This window comes from Gynurincola endophyticus, assembly GCF_003991195.1.
In the GTDB taxonomy this organism is placed as follows: Bacteria; Bacteroidota; Bacteroidia; order Chitinophagales; family Chitinophagaceae; genus Gynurincola; species Gynurincola endophyticus.
Map to the genome: position 1 here is coordinate 116,733 of NZ_RCWL01000006.1, position 20,222 is coordinate 136,954.

The window sequence follows — 20,222 nt, forward strand, 5'->3', positions numbered from 1 at the left end:
AACAGCTTTTTTATAGTAGCATCAGTTTATATTTTATTTATACAACTGATTAAATAATAGTTTGAATGTACCATGTGGTTGTGCACGGAATGTAATTTCCGGACCATAAGCCAGTAATTTACCTTTTCCGATGTTTGCTGCAAAAGCAGTTACTCCATCCTGAAGATAATTCTGACCCCATGCCCATCCACTTCTTAACGGAGTAGCTGTGCTAAACCATGCTAATGGTTGAATGCTACCGTCTGCTAACGATTTAGGTGCTACATGGAATACTGCTGAGTTGTCAAAGTAAACATCCGCTTTTGATTTCATACCCCATACTGCAGGATGAGCTGCATCGAAGTCTACTTCAAGAATAGAACCAGGGATATAATATTTCTCGTTCGTTAATCTTACTTCTTTACCATTCTGAATTTCTACTAAGGCATTCTTAACAGGTAATTCCAGGTGATAAGCTAATGCTGTGCTGCTACCGATCGTTACAACGGTACCACCATCCTGCATAAACTGACGAATCGCCGGAATAGATTTGTCTTTATTCAATCTGCCATAATTTACTTTTTCAGCAGCAGTAATGTTATCATTAGCCGGTAATTGATAAGATTGTTTACTATCTGGCAGATTCAATCCGATAGCACCGCCAACAAATACAATCACATCATATTTTGATTTTAAATTACCTGCATCAATGGTTGGAGCAAATACCACATCAAAATCATATTGGAATTGCTCTAACAACCATCTTACCCAACCTGAAGGCATTGATCCGCCATAAACATCCCATAATGCGATTTTTGACGGTTGTACTTTCGCTGTTTGAGTAAACTTAGAAGAAGTTGCTTTTGCAGTAACGCCAAAGTCTTTAGAAGCTTTTTCTAAAATTGCTTTTCCTGCTGCAGGAACAAAGAAGTTGCCTTGTTCAGGACCCGCAGTGATTCTTACCACATTGATTTTTGATTTCAATAACTGGTTCACTGCCAGGAATGACATATTTTCTTTCGCACTTAAAATATAACCATTGCCTGATCCGCTGATTTTACCGGTTGCTTTTTCAGCAACACCCCATGGTAAAACTGCTAAAGGAGCATCGAAACCTTCCAGGATGCGGTCGAATTCAACACCCATCTGATAAGCTAAAGTCCAGCCGGCTGCATCATATGGAGGTACCGGAGGTCCGCCCGGATATCTGAAATCGTTCGGGTGATCCTGAGGTTCCATCATATCCAGAATATGCGGACGGAAGGCCTGGCTGGTTTTGATTACATAAGAACCTGCAGGATAAGTTTTACCATTAACGGTGAAACCTGCAGTTGCTTTATGTACCTGAATACCATTATTGATTAAGGCGTTTACAAAACGAACCGAAGTGGCATAGTCTGACTGATCAGCTGAAATGATATACGCACGCGGGTCTCTTCTGGCAGGGTCTTTCATCACTGCGTTATATACATCTACTGAAGGATAACGCATGCCTCTGAAGTTACCGGGAGCAGGGGCAGGAGCATTTGCCGGTTTTTCAGCTTCCGCTTTTGTATTGATGGCATCGATTTTAGACGGAGACAATGCCCAGAAATCTTTGCTGCCTCTTTCAATGCTGTTCAATCCCATGCGATAGATGTTGTATAACAACTCATCACAATGTCTTTGAGCATATCCTAATACGGCATAGTTCATCGATACAGAATAGTCGATAGACTGACGGAAATGCCATTTTTGCGGAGTTACCGGGTTGGTGGTGTTTCCATCAGGAATCAAACGGGTGGTAACTACGGGAATTTCCATTGGAGTTGGACTACCAATTGTTTCTGTCAATAAACCTATAATGTTGTGGAAATAAGTAGTGGTTCTCAAGCCACCATTATACCAGGTAGAGAATACAGCACCATTTCTGGCAGTATATCCTGTTTTACCTTCAGCATTCAGGCGGTTTGCCATTGCTGCACCTAATGCATCAATTCCGGTCATTAATAACGGATCGAATACGTAGTTGAACGGATCGCGATAAGGAGCACCTGCTACTACCGCACCGGTAGGTGCAGTCTGGTGGTGGTTATACATGATCTGCGGAAGCCAGTCAACAAATAACTGACGGCCGATATTCTGTGCTTCTTTTGTATTTAACATATAGAAGTCACGGTTGTTATCGTGTCCGATATACTTTTGGTATAATCTCGGAAGATTGCCGGTGCTTCTTTTTTTCGGATCAGACTCTTTCATATACCAGTTGGTCACTAAATCCTGACCGTCAGGATTAGCGTGCGTCATCAGAATAATTACTCTGTCGAGGATACGCATCGTTTCTTCATCTGTACGTGTGGTTAACTGGTAAGCAGTTTCAATTAACTGGTGTGCACCTAAAACTTCATTAGCGTGCAGGCCACCGTCAATCCAAACCACGGCTTTTCCGTCTTTTGCTAATACTCTTGCAGTTTCAGGAGTGATTCCTTCTGCGCGAGCTAATTTCTGAGAAATTTCCTGGTATTTAGCTAATTGCTGAAGATTGGCAGGAGAGGAGATGATCAACATAGGTTGGTCTCTTCCTTCTTCAGTTTTACCGATAACAGTATACTTCAATCTGTCGGAAGTACTGGCTAATTTCTTGAAATAAGCCTCAGTTTGTACAAAGGAGGCAAGTTGGTAATCGTCGCCAATGTTAAATCCAAAATGTTCTTTAGGGGTTGGAACTTTTTGCGCCTGCGCAAAAAAGCTGCTGCCTAATAACATTAAGACTAACATGCTCTTGAACGTTGTTCGAATCATGCAGTTTAATTTTGGGCTAAAAACAATGATGCTCTGCTGAGCTTTATTATAAGATGAAAATAAACTCCTGAAGGTTGGATAAGGTTCCGATAATTTCACTAAACAATTGTCAGCTCAATCCCCATCTCCAGCAAACTGTCTTTCTGATGCTGCGAAATATTTTTATCGGTGATAATCTGGTCGATTTCTTCAATGCCACAAATCCTGCCATAGCCTCTTTTGCCAAATTTAGAAGAATCTGCCAATAAAATAGTTTTCTGTGCGCACTGAATCATTTTGCGATTCAGGTGAGCTTCCAGCGTATTGGTGGTGGATAAACCAAACTCAAGATCAATACCGTCAACTCCCAGAAAGAGTTTGCTGCAGGCAAAATCTTCCAGTATTTTCTCCGCATAAAAACCCGTTACAGACGATGAACTTTTTCTTAACACTCCACCCAGCTGTAATACTTCAATTTCGGGATGTGTATTGAGAATCTGTGCTACGTTTAATGACGCAGTCAGCACCGTAAAATGAAAATTCGGATGAATATGTTTCGCAAAATATTGTACAGTGGTTCCTGACGCTATCAGAATACAATCATTGGGTACAATCATGTCTGCAGCTTTTTGAGCAATCCTCGACTTTTCGTCGGAATTAATCTTTTCTTTCTCATTCACCGGACGATCTGCTGCATAAGGATTGTGCTGCATCGCCCCGCCGTGGTTTCTGAAAAGTAATCCCTTTTCTTCCAGCAGTTTCAAATCTTTCCGAATCGTCACAGAAGAAACATCCAGTGTTTTACACAAATCCACCACTTTCACATGTCCTTCCTGATGTAGCTTTTGTAAGATCAATTGATGACGCTCAGTTAAACTTAACATGTTGCTTTTGCTTTCCTCAAATCTAATATATCCTTCGCTATTTTCATAACCTTTTTATAATTAACTGATTATCAATATTTGTAGAGTTGCGATTTCTTTCTTATTGATTCGTTTTGAATTTTGAAATATTATTTATACTTTCGGATAGTAAATGAAACGAAACAAAACGAAAGTATGAGTGCTGAATTACAGAAATATCAACGTACCCGGTTATTAGAACAATCCCGCTCAATTACTGATTTTGATGTGATTGTAATTGGTGGTGGCGCTACCGGCCTCGGCGCAGCGCTGGAAGCAGTTACCCGCGGTTACAAAACACTTTTGCTCGAGCAGGTTGACTTCGCAAAAGGAACTTCTTCGAAAAGTACCAAGCTGGTGCATGGTGGTGTACGCTACCTCGCTCAGGGTGATGTTAAATTGGTGAGGGAGGCTAGTATCGAAAGAGGTTTACTGGTTCAGAATGCACCGCACCTCGTACGTAACCAGACCTTTATTATTCCTGTTTATAGCTTTTTTGATCGTATTAAATATACTATCGGCCTGAAATTGTACGACTGGATCGCAGGTAAACTAAGCCTCGGCTCCTCCGTTTTTGTCAATCGTTCTGCAGTAATGCCAAGAATTTCTACTATTAAAGAAAACGGGCTCAAAGGTGGTGTTCAGTACCACGATGGCCAGTTCGATGACGCCCGGCTGGCTATCAACCTGATGCAAACCATCATCGATAAAGGTGGAGTTGCATTGAACTATATGAAAGTAACAGGTTTGTCGAAAAATGATCAGGGTATTCTGAATGGAGTGCATGCAATTGATCAGGAAACACAAGAGCCTTATTATTATGGAGCAAATGCAGTCATCAATGCCACCGGTGTATTTGTTGATGATGTGTTGAAAATGGAAAAACCTGATAGCGAAAACACCATTCGTGTCAGTCAGGGTGTACACCTGGTATTTGATAAGAAGTTCTGGCCGGGTACCGATGCATTGATGATTCCTGAAACATCAGACGGCAGAGTTCTTTTTGCCGTTCCCTGGCACAATAAAGTGGTAGTGGGTACTACCGATACACCCGTAGAACATGCCAGCCTCGATCCGGTGGCTTTAGAAAAAGAAGTCAATTTCATTCTCAATACTGCTGCGGCTTATCTGAAAGAAGCACCCACCAGAAGTGATGTATTGAGTGTATTTGCAGGGTTAAGACCCCTGGCTGCTCCTAAAAAAGGGTCACAAAAAACAAAAGAAATATCCCGTTCGCATAAAGTGAGTATTACTGAAGCACATTTATTCACCCTTTTAGGTGGTAAATGGACCACCTTCAGAAAAATGGCAGAAGATATTATTGATGCCATCGAAAAACATAAAGGCTGGAAACCGACTCAAACACAAACCAGACATTTACCTGTTCATGGTGCTACACAGTTACACGACTGGTCATACAGATTTTTCTATTACGGATCTGATGCAGCAGCCATTGAAGAGGCAATCAATCAATCAGAGGAAAACTGGCTGAATGAAACCTTGCAGATTCATCCTGCTCAGGTTCGATGGGCTATTCGTTTTGAACAGGCACGTACCATTGAAGACTTTTTATCAAGAAGAACCCGTGTATTGCTGCTCGATGCTGATACCGCCCTGCAACTTGCTCCATCCGTAGCGGCAATCATGGCGAAAGAGCTGAATAGAGATGAAAACTGGCAACAGCAACAGGTAAAACAGTTTGAGGAGTTGTGTAAAGATTATCGTTTGAAGCATTAAGAGAGAACGTATTAATAATTTAATTTCTCCTATGTTTGGAGAATGGAAAATGAAAACAGCTCTTTATCATTGAAAACAGCAAATAATATTCAGTTTAAAAACTACATAACCATTCTTAATTATTAATTCTTAATTTATTAAGTGTGTTATATTGTATTGAAAAAATAAGGTTATTAATAATCGCTTAACATTCAAAACCCATCTTTGTAGAATGTAAAGTGGAAAGTCGTGAATGGAGAAAGGTTCTATCGATTCAATAAAACAGTGTTGACTCTATTCCGGTATCTGCACACTTTGCTCTTTAAATTATCAACTTTCAATTTAATTAAAAGCTATGCAAAGGAGAAGGTTCTTACAAACGATCAGTTTAGCAATCGGCGGATGGATGTTAATGCCGTTACAGGGATTTGCCGCAAGTCTTCAAACCGTTAAAGGTAAAGTACACAGCAGTGGTAAATCTTTGGCAGGGGTAGTGGTGAGCGATGGTTATTCAGTAGTAACAACAGATAAAAAAGGAAGGTATGAAATAAAACTGCATACTGATGCGGTAGCAGTATTTGTTTCGGTTCCTGCAGGTTATGCTATTCCTAATGAAAAAGGAATCGCCAGATTTTATCATTTATTGAGAGATGTTCAATCGGCAAAAAATGTTGATTTTGAACTCACTGCTTTAAATAAATCTGACGATGAACATCAGTTTGTAATTTGGGCGGATACGCAGATTCAGAATGACAAAGATGTAGAAAGATTAATGAGTGAATCTGTTCCTGATCTGCAACAATTAGTAAAAGCAGCGGGCGCTTCTGCTTTGATTCATGGTATTACGGTAGGCGATATTGTATGGGATGATTTTAATTATTTCAAACATTATGAAGCTGCAGTGGAAAAAACCGGTATTCCTTTTTTTCAGTGTTTAGGAAATCATGATATGGATCTGAATAAAGGTGACGACTCTGTTAGTGATGATACTTTTCAGGAAACTTATGGGCCGACCTATTATTCGTTTAACAGAGGCAAAGCACATTATGTAGTATTAGATGATGTTCGTTATCTCGGGCAGGATAAAAAGTATGACGGTTATTTGCAACAGCATCAGTTAGACTGGCTCGAGAAAGATCTTGCACTGATTCCGGCCGATCATCTGATTATTATCTGTGCACATATACCAGTGTATAATGAAGTAAAAAACAATGACGCGTTCTATAAAATAGTAGAACGTTTTAATAATGTTCACGTAATGACCGGACATACACATATCAATGTGAATGTGATTAAAAATAATGTATTTGAACACAACCACGGAACCGTTTGCGGAGCATGGTGGACAGGTGGAATTTGCGGTGACGGTACTCCATCAGGATATGGTGTGTATACAGTTAAAGGAAACCAGTTAGAATGGTATTACAAAGCAGCAGGTAAACCAGCCGATTACCAGCTGAAATTATATGTAGAAAAAAATCTTTCGAATCAACAGGAAGTACTGGCAAATGTTTGGAATTATGACCCGATGTGGAAAGTGGAATATAGTGTTGATAACGGAAGTTTTGCAGCAATGCAGAATCATAAAGGTTTTGATCCTCTTGCAAATGAATTATATTTAGGTCCTGAATTGCCTGCTGTGCGCAGATGGGTGGAACCTAGAAATACAGACCATTTATTTAAAGCCGTATTACCTGAAAATGCAAAAATAATTACGGTTCGTGCACAAGACCGATTCGGAAAAATATATTCTGTAACCCAAAACGTATAAACCGGATGAAAAAAATTACCCTGATGGGAATGGCTTTGTTGCTGACAGCAGTTGGTTATGCACAACCTAAATGGGACAGTACTTACCGGCCAGGTATTTACGAACTCAAAAAGAATCAGTTTGAAACGTTCAAAACTTCAAAAAAAGATATCATTTTCCTGGGAAACAGTATCACTGATTATTTTGAGTGGAATGAATATTTTGATAACGAATACATCAGAAACAGAGGCATCGCGGGAGATGTTACGTTCGGCGTATTAGAACGACTTGACCCGATTATTCAGGGGCAACCTAAGAAAGTTTTTATTCTGATCGGCATTAATGATATTTCGCGCAATGTACCGGCTACGGTAGTGATCGGAAATATTCAGAAAATGGCAGACAGGATACAAGCCGGTTCACCGAAAACAAAAATCTATATCCATACATTGTTACCGGTCAATAACTCCTTTACACCGAGAGCACATTTTAATAAAGATGAGCAGATTGCCCTGGTAAATGAAGGTATCAGAAAAATGGGTAAAGACAATAAAGTAACCATTATCGATTTTCATAATAAATTCCTTGACGCTGAAGGAAAATTAGAAGCTTCACTCACTTACGACGGCCTGCATTTAAATATGAAAGGTTATGAACGCTGGGGGAAGATATTGAAGGATGGAAACTATCTTAAATAACTTTAAAATGACCATTGCATGCAACGTTATATTTTGTCATTAGATCAGGGAACCACCAGCTCCCGGGCTATTATTTTTGATAAGAAAGGAAATGTGATTGCCGTAGCACAGAAAGAGTTTCAGCAATACTTTCCCGAACCGGGGTGGGTTGAACATGATCCTGCCGAAATATGGAGCAGTCAGATTGCCGTAGCCGTTGAGTCTATCACTAAAGCAGGCGCTAATGCCGATCAGATTGCTGCTATCGGTATTACGAATCAACGTGAAACGACTGTTGTTTGGGACAGACGTACCGGTGAACCTGTTTATAATGCTATTGTATGGCAAGACCGTCGTACAGCTGCTTATTGCGATAGTATAAAAGCAGAATGGAATGAAAAAATCCAGTCTAAAACCGGACTGATCATCGATGCTTACTTTTCTGCTACAAAAATCAAATGGATTTTAGAAAATGTAAAAGGTGCGAAAGAACGTGCACAGGATGGACATCTTGCATTCGGTACCGTCGATAGCTGGTTGGTCTGGAACCTTACAGGCGGAAAAAAACACATCACGGATGTGTCGAATGCTTCCCGCTCTCTGATCTATAATATCCATGAATTGAAATGGGATGAAGAGTTGTTAGAACTTTTCGGTATTCCTGTTTCTATGTTGCCGGAAGTATGTTCTTCCAGTGAAGTTTACGGCACTACTTCGAGTAATATATTGGCTGCACAAATTCCGATTGCAGGTATTGCCGGTGATCAGCAGGCCGCATTATTCGGTCAGCAATGTATACAGCCGGGTATGGTAAAAAATACCTACGGCACCGGTTGCTTTATGTTAATGAATATTGGTGATAAGCCCATCCGTTCTAAAAATAGCCTGGTTACCACCATCGGTTGGAAAATCGGCGAAGAAGTAACCTATGCTTTGGAAGGATCTATCTTTATCGGTGGAGCAGTGATTCAGTGGTTACGTGACGGTTTGGGAATTATTAAGTCTTCGGGTGATGTGGAAGCTTTAGCAGCTTCAGTTAAAGACAATGGTGGTGTTTATCTTGTACCTGCTTTTGCCGGTTTGGGTGCTCCTCACTGGAATCAATATGCGAGAGGTACGATGGTCGGACTGACCCGTGGATCAACAGCCGCTCATATTGCCCGCGCAGCTTTGGAAAGTATTGCGTTGCAAACCAGGGATGTTTTATTAGCCATGCAGGCAGATGCAGGTGAAGCTATTCAGGAATTACGCGTAGATGGTGGCGCCACAGTGAATAATCAGTTGATGCAAATTCAGGCAGATGTATTACAAACAAAAGTAGTACGCCCTAAAATAACAGAAACAACGGCCATAGGCGCTGCTTATCTTGCGGGGCTGGCAGTAGGTTTCTGGAAGTCTCCTGAAGAAATTCAACAACAATGGCAGCTGGATACTGCTTTTACTCCTGATGCTGCAAATGCTGATAAACTCATCAAAGGTTGGGAAAAAGCTATTAAAGCCGCTAAAGTTTGGGCTGAAGACGATGATAAATAAACTCACTAAACCAATTAACTATTGCTATGTCACCATTTATTGCTGAAGTAATCGGAACAGCTGCTTTAATTTTACTGGGTAATGGCGTTGTTGCGAATGTTGTTTTAAAAGATACTAAAGGAAATAACGGCGGATGGATCGTGATTACCACCGGTTGGGCACTGGCTGTTTTTACCGGAGTAATTATTGCCGGAGATGTTAGCGGTGCACACCTGAATCCTGCAGTAACTCTGGGACTGGCTTTTAGTGGTCAGTTTCCCTGGGAGAATGTACCTTCTTATATTGCGGCCGAATTGATCGGTGCGATGATCGGAGCATTCCTGGTATGGATCTTTTATCGTGATCATTTTAACAGAACCGATGACCCCGGTGCAAAACAAGCTTGCTTCTGTACGGCACCGGCGATTGATAACAAAGTGAATAATCTGATTAGTGAAATCATCGGTACCTTTGTTTTACTGTTTGTAATATTTAATATCAAAGGAAACGGTACACTGAATGATACACCGGTAGGGTTAGGTTCGTTAGGAGCGATTCCTGTTGCCTTCCTGATCTGGGTAATCGGTTTGGCATTAGGTGGTACTACCGGCTATGCGATTAATCCGGCCAGAGACCTTGGCCCCAGAATCATTCATGCTTTAATTCCTTTAAAAAATAAAGCCGGTAATAACTGGAGTTATAGTTGGGTTCCTGTAGCAGGCCCGATCATTGGTGCTGCCATCGCAGCATTGTTATATTGTTTTTTACAAAATGCTTAATCGCTCAACATGAAAATGAAATTTTTATCGGCAGCTGTTATCTGCTCTTTAATGATCAGCTGCGCATCCAACGAAGAAAACAAAATGTTTAAGCCTAATATTCCTGACAGCTTTCCGAAAAGTTTTTGGATGGAAGGGCACAGAGGTGCAAGAGGATTGAGCCCTGAAAATACGATTCCTTCCATGATCAAAGCGATCGATCATGGAGCTAATTTTATTGAGGTGGACTTGTATCTTACCAAAGACGAACAAATTCTGGTAGCACATGACCCACTGCCGAATTTCAGACATACTTTATACGAAGACGGTACTGAAATAACTGCTGATGACGCCAAAAAATTCGTCTTCCATCAGATGAATTACGAAGACATTAAAAAATTTGATGTAGGGTCTAAGTTTTTCGAAACTTACCCCGAACAGGAAAAAATAAAAGTGTCAATGCCTTTGTTCGGTGAAATGATCGATTCGGTAGAAGCTTATACCAAAACAAAAGGATTACAACCTGTTGTATACAATATAGAGCTCAAAACTTCTCCTTATTATGATTCTATCGGTTATAATGCCACTCCGCAAGTGTTGGTGGATAAACTGATGGAATTAATTAAATCTAAAAATATAGGCGACAGATATTATATCCAGTCTTTTGATAAACGTGTACTGGTTTACAGCAAAGAAAAATACCCTCAGGTTCCGCTTGGTTTTTTAACCGGAGATGGTAAGGTTTCTATGTCGCAGCACCTGGATGAACTTGGTTTTTTACCGGATATGTATATTCCTGCTTACGGTATTACAACCAAAGAGCTGATTGACTCAGTTCACGCGAAAGGAATGAAGTTTGTTAACTGGACAGTAAATGAAAAAGCTGATATGCAACGATTGATTGAGTGGGGTGTAGATGGTATCATCACTGACTATATGGATCGTCTGGATACTGTGGTTAATAAGAAATAACGAATATGATACTGATAAAAAAAGCTACTCATCTGAGTAGCTTTTTTATTTAGCCATAAAAAAGTCAAACAAAGCCCATACTATTAATATACTAAATATTTTCCGGAAGAAAAAGTTAAAGTTGTAATTGTTTGGCTTAAAAAGAATTATAACGTTAATGAATAGGTTCTATTTTGTATCCGGCCGATTTAACCACATTAATAATGTCGGAGTCTTTTAGATTTTCTGTTTCTACGGTTAATATTTTATCAGGTTGTTTGGTGTCTACTTCCCAATGCGAAATGCCTGATTGTTGATCGAGATGCGGTTTTACTTTTTCAATACAACCGCTACAGTTTATATTTGTTTTGAATTGATATTTCATGATTGAAAGTTTTATAGTATAAAGTTCGGAAAACAAAAAAGTAGTTTGTTATGCTTTTTTTGTTTTCTTTTATAAAAATTACTGTTTCCATTTGAGCCTTAAACTGTTTACTACTACACTTACGCTACTTAATGCCATTGCTGCTCCTGCCAGCATCGGGTTTAATAAAAATCCATTGAATGGATACAATACGCCGGCTGCAACAGGAATGCCGATTAGATTGTAAATAAAAGCCCAGGCCAGGTTTTGACGAATGGTATTGGAGGTTTGTTTTGATAATTCGATTGCAGCAACAATTTTATTCAGATCTGATGAAATGATGGTCATTTGAGCCACATCCATCGCAATGTCACTGCCTGACCCCATGGCAATACTCAGATCTGCCTGCGCCAGCGCCGTACTGTCATTAATACCATCACCAACCATTGCAACTTTGCGTCCTTCTTTTTGTAAAACTTCAATGAATGCAGCTTTCTGCTGTGGTAACATATCAGCCTGATAATGGCTGATATTTACCTGCTCTGCAATCAGTTTGGCTGTGTCGGCATTATCTCCTGTCAGCATGTGAATTTCCATTCCTTTTGCCTGTAACTGACGGATAGCCTCAACTGAACCTGTTTTAACTGTATCGGCAATACTGATCATGGCTTTTACAGTTGTATCTTCAGCCATCCATATAATAGTGGGAGCGTGTTTCAGTAACTCAGCCGGTATACTATAATTTAATTGAATACCATTTTCTTCCAGAAAAAAACGGTTTCCTGCAAAATAGTTTTTTCCTTCGAAGGATGCTTTAACTCCACGCCCGGTATAGTTTTCAAAATTTTGAACAGCAACCGGTAGCATATCGGAATAATGATTGGAAATTGCTTTAGCAATCGGATGGTCTGATAAATGTTCAAGACTGTACAAAATCTGTTCATCTTTTTCTTTTTTGTTAAACCATTCGATATGGGTTACCAACGGTTTACCTTCTGTGATAGTACCGGTTTTATCAAGAATAATGGTATCGATCGATTTTGCTACTTCCAGGCTTTCCGCATCTTTAATAAGAATACCTTTTTCGGCACCTTTGCCAATACCTACCATTAAAGCAGTGGGTGTTGCGAGGCCTAATGCACAAGGACACGCAATAATCAATACGGTGATCATGGCGTATAAACCCTGAGAAAATCCGTTTTCGCCCAAAACAGACCAGGTAATCAGTGTAACTATTGAAAGAAGAATAATTACAGGAACAAAAATTCCGGCTATCTTATCCACCAGTTTTTGTACGGGGGCTTTACTGCCTTGAGCACTTTCAACTAACTGAATAATCTGAGCGAGTAATGTATCTTTTCCAACTTTCTGTGCTTTATACTGTAAGCTGCCGTTTTGGTTGATTGTTCCGGCAAATACTTTGTCTGCCTGTTTCTTCTGAACCGGCATGGGTTCGCCATTCAACATGCTTTCGTCAATATAGGAACTTCCATCTACCACAACACCATCTACCGCAATTTTTTCACCTGGTTTCACGAGTAGAATATCATCAATTTTGACGGCAGATAAAAGAATAGCAGAGGCTTTACCTTCATATAGAATGGTTACTTCATCAGGTTGTAAACCAATCAGCTTTTTAATAGCTCCGGAAGTGCTTTCTTTCGCTTTTTCTTCCAGATAACGGCCCAACAGTATAAAAGAGATAATAACAGCAGCAGATTCAAAATAAACGTGATTGTGCAGCCCTATTTCATGCCATACCTGCGGAAAAATCATATTGAAAACACTGAATATATAGGCAATTCCGGTACTGAGAGCTACCAGTGTATCCATGTTTGCTTTACGATGGCGTGCCTGTTTCCAGGCATTCACGAAGAAATCTTTCCCTAACCAGAAGATGACCGGAGTTGATAAAATCAACATGATTTCATTTGCATACGGCATATTCATCCAGAACATACCGATGAACACTACCGGTGCTGAAAGTATAATTGATAGTATTGTTTTAAAACGCAAAGAGCTGAGTTTTTGCTGATGTGCCTGACTCGTATCAACCGATTCATCTAATTCGATATCATATCCGATCTGACGAATGGCTTCTTTTAAAGCACCAGGTTGTATGAGCTGTGGATTGTATTCTACCAATAATTTTTCATTGGCAAAATTCACACTGGCGTTTACTACTCCGGTTAATGCCTGAGTAGCAGATTCGATATTGTTGGCACAGGAAGCACACGACATACCTGTAACGGGATATATGCCCTTAGCTGTGGATGTATTATTAGTTGACTTTGCCATGATGATTACTTTGCTGGATACAAAGTTGGCAATAGTTGTGGGTTCTGTTGTTACAGAATTTGTAGAATGTTTTATAAGATTTAAACCTCGTCTAAAGGTTTTCTTTTATTGGCCTTCACCTGTTTAAAATAACTGGGTGTGAGGCCCGTAACTTTTTTAAACTGACTGCTTAAATAGGCAACACTGGAATAGTTGAGGCGATAAGCAATTTCACTCAGTGATAACTCGTCATAAACCAACAATTCTTTTACCTTTTCTATTTTTTGTGCGATATAATATTTTTCAATAGTAATACCCTCTACTTCTGAAAAGAGATTGGATAAATAATGGTAGTCCTGATGCAACGACTTGCTCAAAATATCCGAAAGGTTCTCTTTTAGTTCCCCATCCTGGTGATGTACTATTTTAATAATGATATTTTTGATCTGCTCGATAATTCTACTTTTTTTGTTATCGATCAACTCAAATCCCATTGCTTCCAGTGCGCCATTTACGGCATCTTTCTGATTAGTTGTGAGCGGTTCTGCCAGTTCTACTTCACCTAAGGTAACAGCTTTTGGATGAATGTTCAATTTTTCCAGTTCATTTTGCACCACCATTATGCAGCGGTTGCAAACCATATTTTTGATAAATAATGTAGTCATTGTTGCTGATTAAATTCTTCAATAGCAGACGCCGTAATTGTTTTTTTAACTTAATGTGATAATACAAAAAAATCAACGACTAAACTGCAAACTTCATTTTTTGCATTAATACCCCAGTAGCATGGATAATTACCATCTCCAAAGCCACTGCTGAACATTACTACATTGTGCAAGGTTGAGTGTGGGATAGTGAAATTAATCCAATTGCCCCCGGTATCGGTTTCAGCAGCATTTTTTTCAAACATTGCTTTAAAGTAATCGGTATAAATATCTGTACCGGATTGCTCACTGTAGTATTTATCTGTAAAGGCTTCATACAATTCCTGTGTTTCAGCATCACATAAACTGGCTAAGCCGGAATCTACAGGAAAACCAAAGAAATCATCTGGTTTGGTCATCAGTGCAATATCATCAAATTCAGTGAGGGCCATTTCCCAGCGAACTGTAGTATCCGGTTTAAATTCTATTTTTATCAGAGCAATCCTATCTCCCTGTTCTTCATTTTGCTTAACATACGCAGTAACCGGATATGAACCCGCAGGAAGTGTTTTGTTAAAAGCCAGACTTCTGCCTAAGCAGACCAGTGGATCACAGGCTACTATCTGACCGCTGGGCAGGTAAAGGTTGCCGAGATTCAGCTCCATCAGTGACATATTCTCCTGATTACCTGTGAAATAGGTACTGTAATCTGTTTTTGAACGTAAGAAATCCATGATGCCGGCTTTAAATGAATAAAAATCAATACAAAAATAAGCAGAAAGTGTATACTATTAATACATCTATCGATGCAAAACTGTTCGAACAGCAGCTGTTGAAATGAATGAATTGACAAAAATCAGAATAAATAAACCCCGGATAATAAAAATTCAGGAAAAATCGTTTTCCGGGTATTTATAACTTACAGATCCTCGTTATACAAGGCTTTGTAAGATATCTTAAACCTTAAATTCTGACAAATGATTGATTTATTTCCGGATGAACAATTAGTTTCTTCATCAGATGAAAATTCTGTTGTTTTAACGACACATCGAATTATTTATGAATATAAAGAGTTAGGCAAAGCTTTTCAACAAAGTATCCTGCTGGAACATGTCAGTTCCTGCGAAAATTATTATTATAGTAAGTTTTGGTATTTAATTACAGGCCTGATTACACTGGTAGCAGCGCTGGGATGGTCTGATATAATACCTGCTTCTTTTTTTGTATTGCTTCTGGCAGCCTCTGTTTTTCAGTTTCTAGTGTATGTTTATACTAAAAAGAATGTTATTGCAGTAGGATCTGCAAGTATTAAAATTATCATCACGGTTACAGGAATGGAAAGAAATGATATTCTCGCATTTATCAATCAGATTGAACATACCGTTAATCAGAGAAATCAATCATTGAAAAGATTGTAATGCTTATTGTTTGTAATATTTTAATGGGGTGAATAAATGTTTTTACCCTGTTTTTATTTTATTAAATCCAGCACTTGTTGAATCCAGTTTTGGTTGGTCGTAAGAATAATTTGTGGCTCAATGCCTGTGTTTTCATAATTCAGCAATTTGAATTGGCCATACATATCCGTAGGATTAAAAATAATTTCACCGCTGGGTAAGGTATTACTCTTGCCGTAGTTTGATCCGTACGTAATCATACCTTTAGTGGTTTGGCCTGCAGTCGTTGTGTTTTTTAGTTGTTGCAACATGTAAGTAAAAATTTCAGCCTGGCTCAAAGTGCGGTTATTGACCAAAACATAGAGTTTATTTTTTTTGGTGTATTGCTGCATCAGTTTATAAAACTTTTTCATTTCAAGTTTTGAACCACCGTAATGATTGCGCAGGTCAAGGATCAGATAAGCGCCTTTTACACTTTCGCGCAGCTGATTATAAAAAGCGAAGGATTCTTTGGTATTGGCGTTGTTTCGCTGAAAGGTTCTCAATACAACATAATCAACTGAGTCATTTATCTTCTCATATTTAAAAAGAGGGGCGTTTGAAGGAAGGTTAACATAGTCTGGCTTCAATGTATCTTTTTTGTAGGTATTGGTAAAGTCTAAGAACTGCTTATATGAATTCACTAAAGACAGATTCCTGTATTTTTCAGTCAGCTGAAGTATGTATTGACCAGAGTAGGGGTGAAGATAAATGCCATGAAATTGCAACGGAGCTTTTTCGTATAAATAAAATGCAAACTGGGCTGTTTGCATAGCAGCGAAGTTACTGCTGAGTACCACTCCCAGGTATTCATAAGGTTTTATCTGAAACAAACCCACTTCAAATTTATTTTCGTAATAATAAATACCTTCTACTGAAGTGTCAGGTTTGCTGCTAAGTACTTTCCTGAGTGAATCGGTATTATAATTATACTGCGGTACTTTTCTGAATTGTATCATCTGCTGGTTACCCGTCTGAGTGGTTTTTATCGTTTGCGATAAAATGAGGTGATTGTCGTTTACCGGAAACAACAACTGTGATAGGTTGGCAAAGTATTCAAAGGATGTTGGATCTTCAGTTGTAAGCTTACTTAGTGAATCAACAAGAGCCTGATAAGCAACCGCCTTTTGTGCTTTTATCTGGTCTTTGTAAGAGGGTGTTTTAGCTAGTTGGCCGCGTAAAAGATATAAATCTTTCAGATAGGTAGTATTCTGTGCATTAGCTTGAATAACCGCTGATAAGAAGCACACGAACAAGAGCAATTTCATAAATAAGGTTTAATTAAATATGTCGGTGAGTTTCAGTTGTTACAGAAAGATAAGCTAAAGGCATAAAGAATGAAATAGCGAACCGACTGTCTTTTTCAAAAAATGGTCATTTTTAAGCAAGAAAGAACTAAGAACTGATAATAGCTGTAATTTAGAGTTCAAACATTGTAAAATATATGAAAAGAGTGAGTCTTGTATTATTTGCGGTACTATTAGGGGTGAGTGTTTTTGCTCAAAACTGGACGATGGATGCCTCGCATTCGCGGGTAGGATTTGAGGTATCGCACATGACAGTTTCGGATGTGGAGGGAGAATTTCAGCATGCTACCGCTACGATTACTGCTTCAAAAGCTGATTTTACTGATGCAGTAGTAGTATTTTCTGCTCCGGTTGCCGGAATTAATACCGGTAATAAGATGCGCGACGGTCATTTACAGAAAGAAGATTATTTTGATGCGGCAAAACACCCAAACATCACTTTCAAAAGCAGTTCTTTCAAGTTGGTATCGGGCAATAAGTACAAAGTGATCGGAGACCTTACAATGCACGGCATCACTAAGCAGGTAGAATTGGAAGTTACTTACAGAGGAACGGTAAAAAACCAGCGTGGAAAAGATGTTGCCGGTTTTAAACTTATCGGAACAGTGAACAGAAAGGACTTCGGAATTGCTCCCGGTACAGGAGCTGCAGCTTTGGGAGAAGTTGTTACGATCAGAGTAAATGCAGAATTTATACAGGAATAATGCCATAAAAATCTCGATTTTAGCCCCCGTAATAACAATACGGGGTTTTTTTTTGCGTTGGTGGGAGTATATTTGCTAAAATTTAAAAAAACGATGCGTTATCCTAAATCCTTACTTGTTCTGGTTTTTCTTGGAATTTTTGGTGCAATTGCCTGTTTAAAAGACAATGTTTGTAAACCTATTTCTGCTGAAGAAGAAGAAAAAAGAATGCAGGCATTTTTGAATACGGATTCTATTCAAAGGTTTGTAGCCCAGAATGATTTAACCGTTCAGCACGATACCAGAGGTTTTTATTACATTGTTCTTGCAGAAGGCAATAGTCAACGCCCCAGCGTGAGTAATACTGTAAAAGTTGAATATAAAGGTTATCTGACAGACTTTAGAACTTTTGATCAAAGTCGTGAGCCGGTTCATTTTTCATTATCCGGATTAATTGCGGGTTGGCAGATGGGATTGCCTAAAATTGGTAAAGGAGGTCGGATTATGTTGATTTTACCACCATCATTAGCTTACGGTTGTACTAAAATGAATATTATTGAAGAAAACTCCGTATTAGTATTTGATTTAACATTGCACGATTTTCTATAATATATAATTTAAACTAACTATTAAATAGATACAGTGAAGAAGTATAGAGGTATTATTTTCGATATGGATGGTACACTGATCCATTCTACTGAAGCTGATTTTCAGGCGTGGAGAAGAGTTTGTTTAGATTATGATCTTGATTTAACCTGGGATAAGTATTTCCCTTTGTTGGGTATGAAAAGCGTTGACTTTGTAGCTCAGTTTATGAAAGTAGAAGAAAAACTGTTTTCTTCTATATTACAAGCAAAGGCTGAATATTTTGATGCTTATGTAGAAGAAACCGGTATTGAGTTGCTGGCCAAAGTAGACATATTGCTGGCACAGTTAAAAGAACAGGGCTATAAAATAGCTTTAGCTACCAGTTCAAGAAGATATAAGGCTGACAGTGTATTGAACAGATTATCTCTTTTGCAATTTTTTGATGTAATTACTACCGGCGAAGAAGTACACAATAGTAAGCCGGCTCCAGATATTTTTTTACTGGCAGCCAGCCGGTTGCAGATAGACCCTGCGGAGTGTATTGTTTTTGAAGATGCGGCAAATGGTGTTATAGCAGCAAAAACAGCTGGTGCTTTCACCATCGCTATTACTTCTACTCATAAAAAAGAGCAATTAGCAGCCGCAGACCTCATTATTTCCGATTATACGGAGTTGTTAGGCCGCAACCTGAATGTTTTTCTACAGAATAAAGTTGTATAAAGTTAATTTGTTTTATTTATCCGCATTAATTGTGATAAATCTTTAAACAGAAAATGGGTTTGCTTTAGCGGGTCGTTAAATTTGGTTAAATAATTACAAAAGAAGAAGAATACTTACCTATAGTACAAAGACATCCTACACATACAAACACACTATTATTCTTCGGTTGCTTTTCTGATTATTGATTACCTGATAACTCCCCCAAAATTAAACCCTCAAAGATATTATTGTGCCTCGCTTTTAAAATCCAAGTCAATTTTTTCTGTCTCTGCAAATAGGCTGAAAAGCCTATTCGTATAACTTACTTTCTCCCGCGATCAGCTTGCACATCAAGTATTCCCGATCATAATAATCTTTTCTTTTCATTTTAAAACCCGTATCTATGCGCAAACAGTGGATAGGTGAAGGGATGGTAATGATTATTGTATGTCTGTACGTTTTTGTTGCAGTATCAAAAGTGGTTGGTTTTGACCCTTTTGTTTCACAGCTAAAACAGCAACAGTTCATCGGTAATCATGCTGTTCTCATCGCAATCATTGTGCCCCTGCTTCATGCCTTGCTGGCTGCGTTGATCTTTATAGAGAAAACACGCACTGCCGGACTTATTATAAGCATGCTGACTCTTATGGGCTACAATTTATACATCGCTTCTATTTTATTAAACAAACTTGGTCTGGCTCCTTGTAATTGTGTGGGAATCTGGCATACTATGTCATGGGAAACACAATACATCATTAACTTTTTACTATTGTTTATGCATTGGTATTGCATAAATAATCCGATTGCTCCGGAAAAACCAACGGTAATCACTTCCGGTATTACTCCGAAACCATCCTATTAAAATTCGCGGAACTGATTAGCATACTGCCATGCATTTTTAACACTCAATTTCGAAACACTTAAAAAAGTAAATTATGAGAACGAAAAAAGCAAAAATCTGGCTAGGTTTATTTATTGTAATGTTTACCGCCTTTTCTTCATTTGAAGTAGCAAAGGAAGAAACACCGTGCTATTATTTTCAGATGTTCTGGAGTCAAAATTTATCAGATCCGGCCTGGGCTGGGTTTGGTGAAGTCTGGATGTGCTCTACTGATCTTACTCCTATTTGTGCCTGGAACTGGAATGAATTGTATCAAAATTTTGACCCCTGTATGAGGGGCGTACCCGTTTTTGTGGAAGAGGGAGTTGAATGATAAAC

19 protein-coding genes are annotated in these 20,222 nt (G+C 38.9%); 12 read left to right on the forward strand and 7 right to left on the reverse strand.

The genetic code is table 11. The features are described from left to right. Positions 1–33: 33 nt before the first annotated feature. Together D9O48_RS12360 and D9O48_RS12365 are read right to left on the reverse strand one after the other, a co-directional pair. Positions 34–2,760, reverse strand: coding sequence for a M14 family metallopeptidase (locus tag D9O48_RS12360; protein ID WP_126973288.1), 2,727 nt, complete (start codon positions 2,758–2,760; stop codon positions 34–36). Between the two features lie 98 nt (positions 2,761–2,858). Further along, positions 2,859–3,623 (reverse strand): DeoR/GlpR family DNA-binding transcription regulator, encoded by a 765-nt coding sequence (locus D9O48_RS12365; protein ID WP_126973289.1) that lies wholly within the window; start codon positions 3,621–3,623, stop codon positions 2,859–2,861. A 174-nt stretch (positions 3,624–3,797) separates the two neighbouring features. Here D9O48_RS12365 and D9O48_RS12370 point away from each other — a divergent pair, with 174 nt between their 5' ends. From D9O48_RS12370 to D9O48_RS12395, 6 genes are all read left to right on the forward strand, one after another. Next, positions 3,798–5,378 carry a glycerol-3-phosphate dehydrogenase/oxidase gene (locus D9O48_RS12370; protein ID WP_126973290.1) on the forward strand — a complete coding sequence of 527 codons (1,581 nt, stop codon included), beginning with the start codon at positions 3,798–3,800 and terminating at the stop codon, positions 5,376–5,378. A gap of 334 nt (positions 5,379–5,712) precedes the next feature. Beyond that, positions 5,713–7,128, forward strand: coding sequence for a calcineurin-like phosphoesterase C-terminal domain-containing protein (locus D9O48_RS12375; RefSeq protein WP_126973291.1), 1,416 nt, complete (start codon positions 5,713–5,715; stop codon positions 7,126–7,128). Positions 7,129–7,133: 5 nt separating this feature from the next. Beyond that, complete coding sequence (locus tag D9O48_RS12380; RefSeq protein WP_126973292.1) at positions 7,134–7,805, forward strand: GDSL-type esterase/lipase family protein; 672 nt, start codon at positions 7,134–7,136, stop codon at positions 7,803–7,805. An 18-nt stretch (positions 7,806–7,823) separates the two neighbouring features. Then, positions 7,824–9,317: a glycerol kinase GlpK gene (glpK, locus tag D9O48_RS12385; protein ID WP_126973293.1), complete on the forward strand. Its 1,494-nt coding sequence runs from the start codon at positions 7,824–7,826 to the stop codon at positions 9,315–9,317. A gap of 26 nt (positions 9,318–9,343) precedes the next feature. Next, on the forward strand, positions 9,344–10,075 hold the full coding sequence (locus tag D9O48_RS12390) for an MIP/aquaporin family protein (RefSeq protein WP_126973294.1): 732 nt from the start codon (positions 9,344–9,346) through the stop codon (positions 10,073–10,075). A 9-nt stretch (positions 10,076–10,084) separates the two neighbouring features. Continuing rightward, positions 10,085–11,026, forward strand: coding sequence for a glycerophosphodiester phosphodiesterase family protein (locus tag D9O48_RS12395; protein ID WP_126973295.1), 942 nt, complete (start codon positions 10,085–10,087; stop codon positions 11,024–11,026). Positions 11,027–11,180: 154 nt separating this feature from the next. Here D9O48_RS12395 and D9O48_RS12400 read toward each other — a convergent pair whose 3' ends face one another. The 4 genes from D9O48_RS12400 to D9O48_RS12415 form a co-directional block, all read right to left on the reverse strand. Further along, positions 11,181–11,390 (reverse strand): heavy-metal-associated domain-containing protein, encoded by a 210-nt coding sequence (locus tag D9O48_RS12400; RefSeq protein ID WP_126973296.1) that lies wholly within the window; start codon positions 11,388–11,390, stop codon positions 11,181–11,183. A 78-nt stretch (positions 11,391–11,468) separates the two neighbouring features. Beyond that, on the reverse strand, positions 11,469–13,667 hold the full coding sequence (locus tag D9O48_RS12405) for a heavy metal translocating P-type ATPase (protein WP_126973297.1): 2,199 nt from the start codon (positions 13,665–13,667) through the stop codon (positions 11,469–11,471). An 80-nt stretch (positions 13,668–13,747) separates the two neighbouring features. After that, positions 13,748–14,311 (reverse strand): helix-turn-helix domain-containing protein, encoded by a 564-nt coding sequence (locus D9O48_RS12410; RefSeq protein WP_126973298.1) that lies wholly within the window; start codon positions 14,309–14,311, stop codon positions 13,748–13,750. 50 nt (positions 14,312–14,361) lie between these two features. After that, on the reverse strand, positions 14,362–15,024 hold the full coding sequence (locus D9O48_RS12415) for a DUF4241 domain-containing protein (RefSeq protein ID WP_126973299.1): 663 nt from the start codon (positions 15,022–15,024) through the stop codon (positions 14,362–14,364). 243 nt (positions 15,025–15,267) lie between these two features. Here D9O48_RS12415 and D9O48_RS12420 point away from each other — a divergent pair, with 243 nt between their 5' ends. After that, a complete protein-coding gene (locus D9O48_RS12420; protein WP_126973300.1) occupies positions 15,268–15,708 on the forward strand; it encodes a hypothetical protein in 441 nt (146 codons plus the stop codon). 53 nt (positions 15,709–15,761) lie between these two features. Here D9O48_RS12420 and D9O48_RS12425 read toward each other — a convergent pair whose 3' ends face one another. Beyond that, positions 15,762–16,994: a S41 family peptidase gene (locus tag D9O48_RS12425; RefSeq protein WP_126973301.1), complete on the reverse strand. Its 1,233-nt coding sequence runs from the start codon at positions 16,992–16,994 to the stop codon at positions 15,762–15,764. Between the two features lie 176 nt (positions 16,995–17,170). Here D9O48_RS12425 and D9O48_RS12430 point away from each other — a divergent pair, with 176 nt between their 5' ends. The 5 genes from D9O48_RS12430 (at position 17,171) to D9O48_RS12450 (ending at position 20,217) form a co-directional block, all read left to right on the forward strand. Next, complete coding sequence (locus D9O48_RS12430; protein ID WP_126973302.1) at positions 17,171–17,737, forward strand: YceI family protein; 567 nt, start codon at positions 17,171–17,173, stop codon at positions 17,735–17,737. A 93-nt stretch (positions 17,738–17,830) separates the two neighbouring features. Next, entirely contained in the window at positions 17,831–18,325 is a 495-nt protein-coding gene (locus D9O48_RS12435) for an FKBP-type peptidyl-prolyl cis-trans isomerase (RefSeq protein ID WP_126973303.1), read from the forward strand. A 33-nt stretch (positions 18,326–18,358) separates the two neighbouring features. After that, positions 18,359–19,024: an HAD family hydrolase gene (locus D9O48_RS12440; protein ID WP_126973304.1), complete on the forward strand. Its 666-nt coding sequence runs from the start codon at positions 18,359–18,361 to the stop codon at positions 19,022–19,024. A 382-nt stretch (positions 19,025–19,406) separates the two neighbouring features. After that, a complete protein-coding gene (locus D9O48_RS12445) occupies positions 19,407–19,865 on the forward strand; it encodes a MauE/DoxX family redox-associated membrane protein (protein ID WP_126973305.1) in 459 nt (152 codons plus the stop codon). Between the two features lie 73 nt (positions 19,866–19,938). Further along, on the forward strand, positions 19,939–20,217 hold the full coding sequence (locus D9O48_RS12450) for a hypothetical protein (protein WP_126973306.1): 279 nt from the start codon (positions 19,939–19,941) through the stop codon (positions 20,215–20,217). Positions 20,218–20,222 lie beyond the last annotated feature (5 nt).

Excerpts from the sequence above, each read along its gene's own strand:
- D9O48_RS12370 (WP_126973290.1), top strand. The coding sequence starts at position 3,798 with ATGAGTGCTGAATTACAGAAATATCAACGTACCCGGTTATTAGAACAA.
- D9O48_RS12390 (WP_126973294.1), top strand. The coding sequence starts at position 9,344 with ATGTCACCATTTATTGCTGAAGTAATCGGAACAGCTGCTTTAATTTTA.
- D9O48_RS12450 (WP_126973306.1), top strand. The coding sequence starts at position 19,939 with ATGAGAACGAAAAAAGCAAAAATCTGGCTAGGTTTATTTATTGTAATG.
- D9O48_RS12410 (WP_126973298.1), bottom strand. The coding sequence starts at position 14,311 with ATGACTACATTATTTATCAAAAATATGGTTTGCAACCGCTGCATAATG.
- D9O48_RS12365 (WP_126973289.1), bottom strand. The coding sequence starts at position 3,623 with ATGTTAAGTTTAACTGAGCGTCATCAATTGATCTTACAAAAGCTACAT.
- D9O48_RS12395 (WP_126973295.1), top strand. The coding sequence starts at position 10,085 with ATGAAAATGAAATTTTTATCGGCAGCTGTTATCTGCTCTTTAATGATC.
- D9O48_RS12375 (WP_126973291.1), top strand. The coding sequence starts at position 5,713 with ATGCAAAGGAGAAGGTTCTTACAAACGATCAGTTTAGCAATCGGCGGA.
- D9O48_RS12420 (WP_126973300.1), top strand. The coding sequence starts at position 15,268 with ATGATTGATTTATTTCCGGATGAACAATTAGTTTCTTCATCAGATGAA.
- D9O48_RS12405 (WP_126973297.1), bottom strand. The coding sequence starts at position 13,667 with ATGGCAAAGTCAACTAATAATACATCCACAGCTAAGGGCATATATCCC.
- D9O48_RS12430 (WP_126973302.1), top strand. The coding sequence starts at position 17,171 with ATGAAAAGAGTGAGTCTTGTATTATTTGCGGTACTATTAGGGGTGAGT.
- D9O48_RS12380 (WP_126973292.1), top strand. The coding sequence starts at position 7,134 with ATGAAAAAAATTACCCTGATGGGAATGGCTTTGTTGCTGACAGCAGTT.
- glpK (WP_126973293.1), top strand. The coding sequence starts at position 7,824 with ATGCAACGTTATATTTTGTCATTAGATCAGGGAACCACCAGCTCCCGG.
- D9O48_RS12415 (WP_126973299.1), bottom strand. The coding sequence starts at position 15,024 with ATGGATTTCTTACGTTCAAAAACAGATTACAGTACCTATTTCACAGGT.
- D9O48_RS12445 (WP_126973305.1), top strand. The coding sequence starts at position 19,407 with ATGCGCAAACAGTGGATAGGTGAAGGGATGGTAATGATTATTGTATGT.
- D9O48_RS12360 (WP_126973288.1), bottom strand. The coding sequence starts at position 2,760 with ATGATTCGAACAACGTTCAAGAGCATGTTAGTCTTAATGTTATTAGGC.
- D9O48_RS12425 (WP_126973301.1), bottom strand. The coding sequence starts at position 16,994 with ATGAAATTGCTCTTGTTCGTGTGCTTCTTATCAGCGGTTATTCAAGCT.
- D9O48_RS12435 (WP_126973303.1), top strand. The coding sequence starts at position 17,831 with ATGCGTTATCCTAAATCCTTACTTGTTCTGGTTTTTCTTGGAATTTTT.
- D9O48_RS12400 (WP_126973296.1), bottom strand. The coding sequence starts at position 11,390 with ATGAAATATCAATTCAAAACAAATATAAACTGTAGCGGTTGTATTGAA.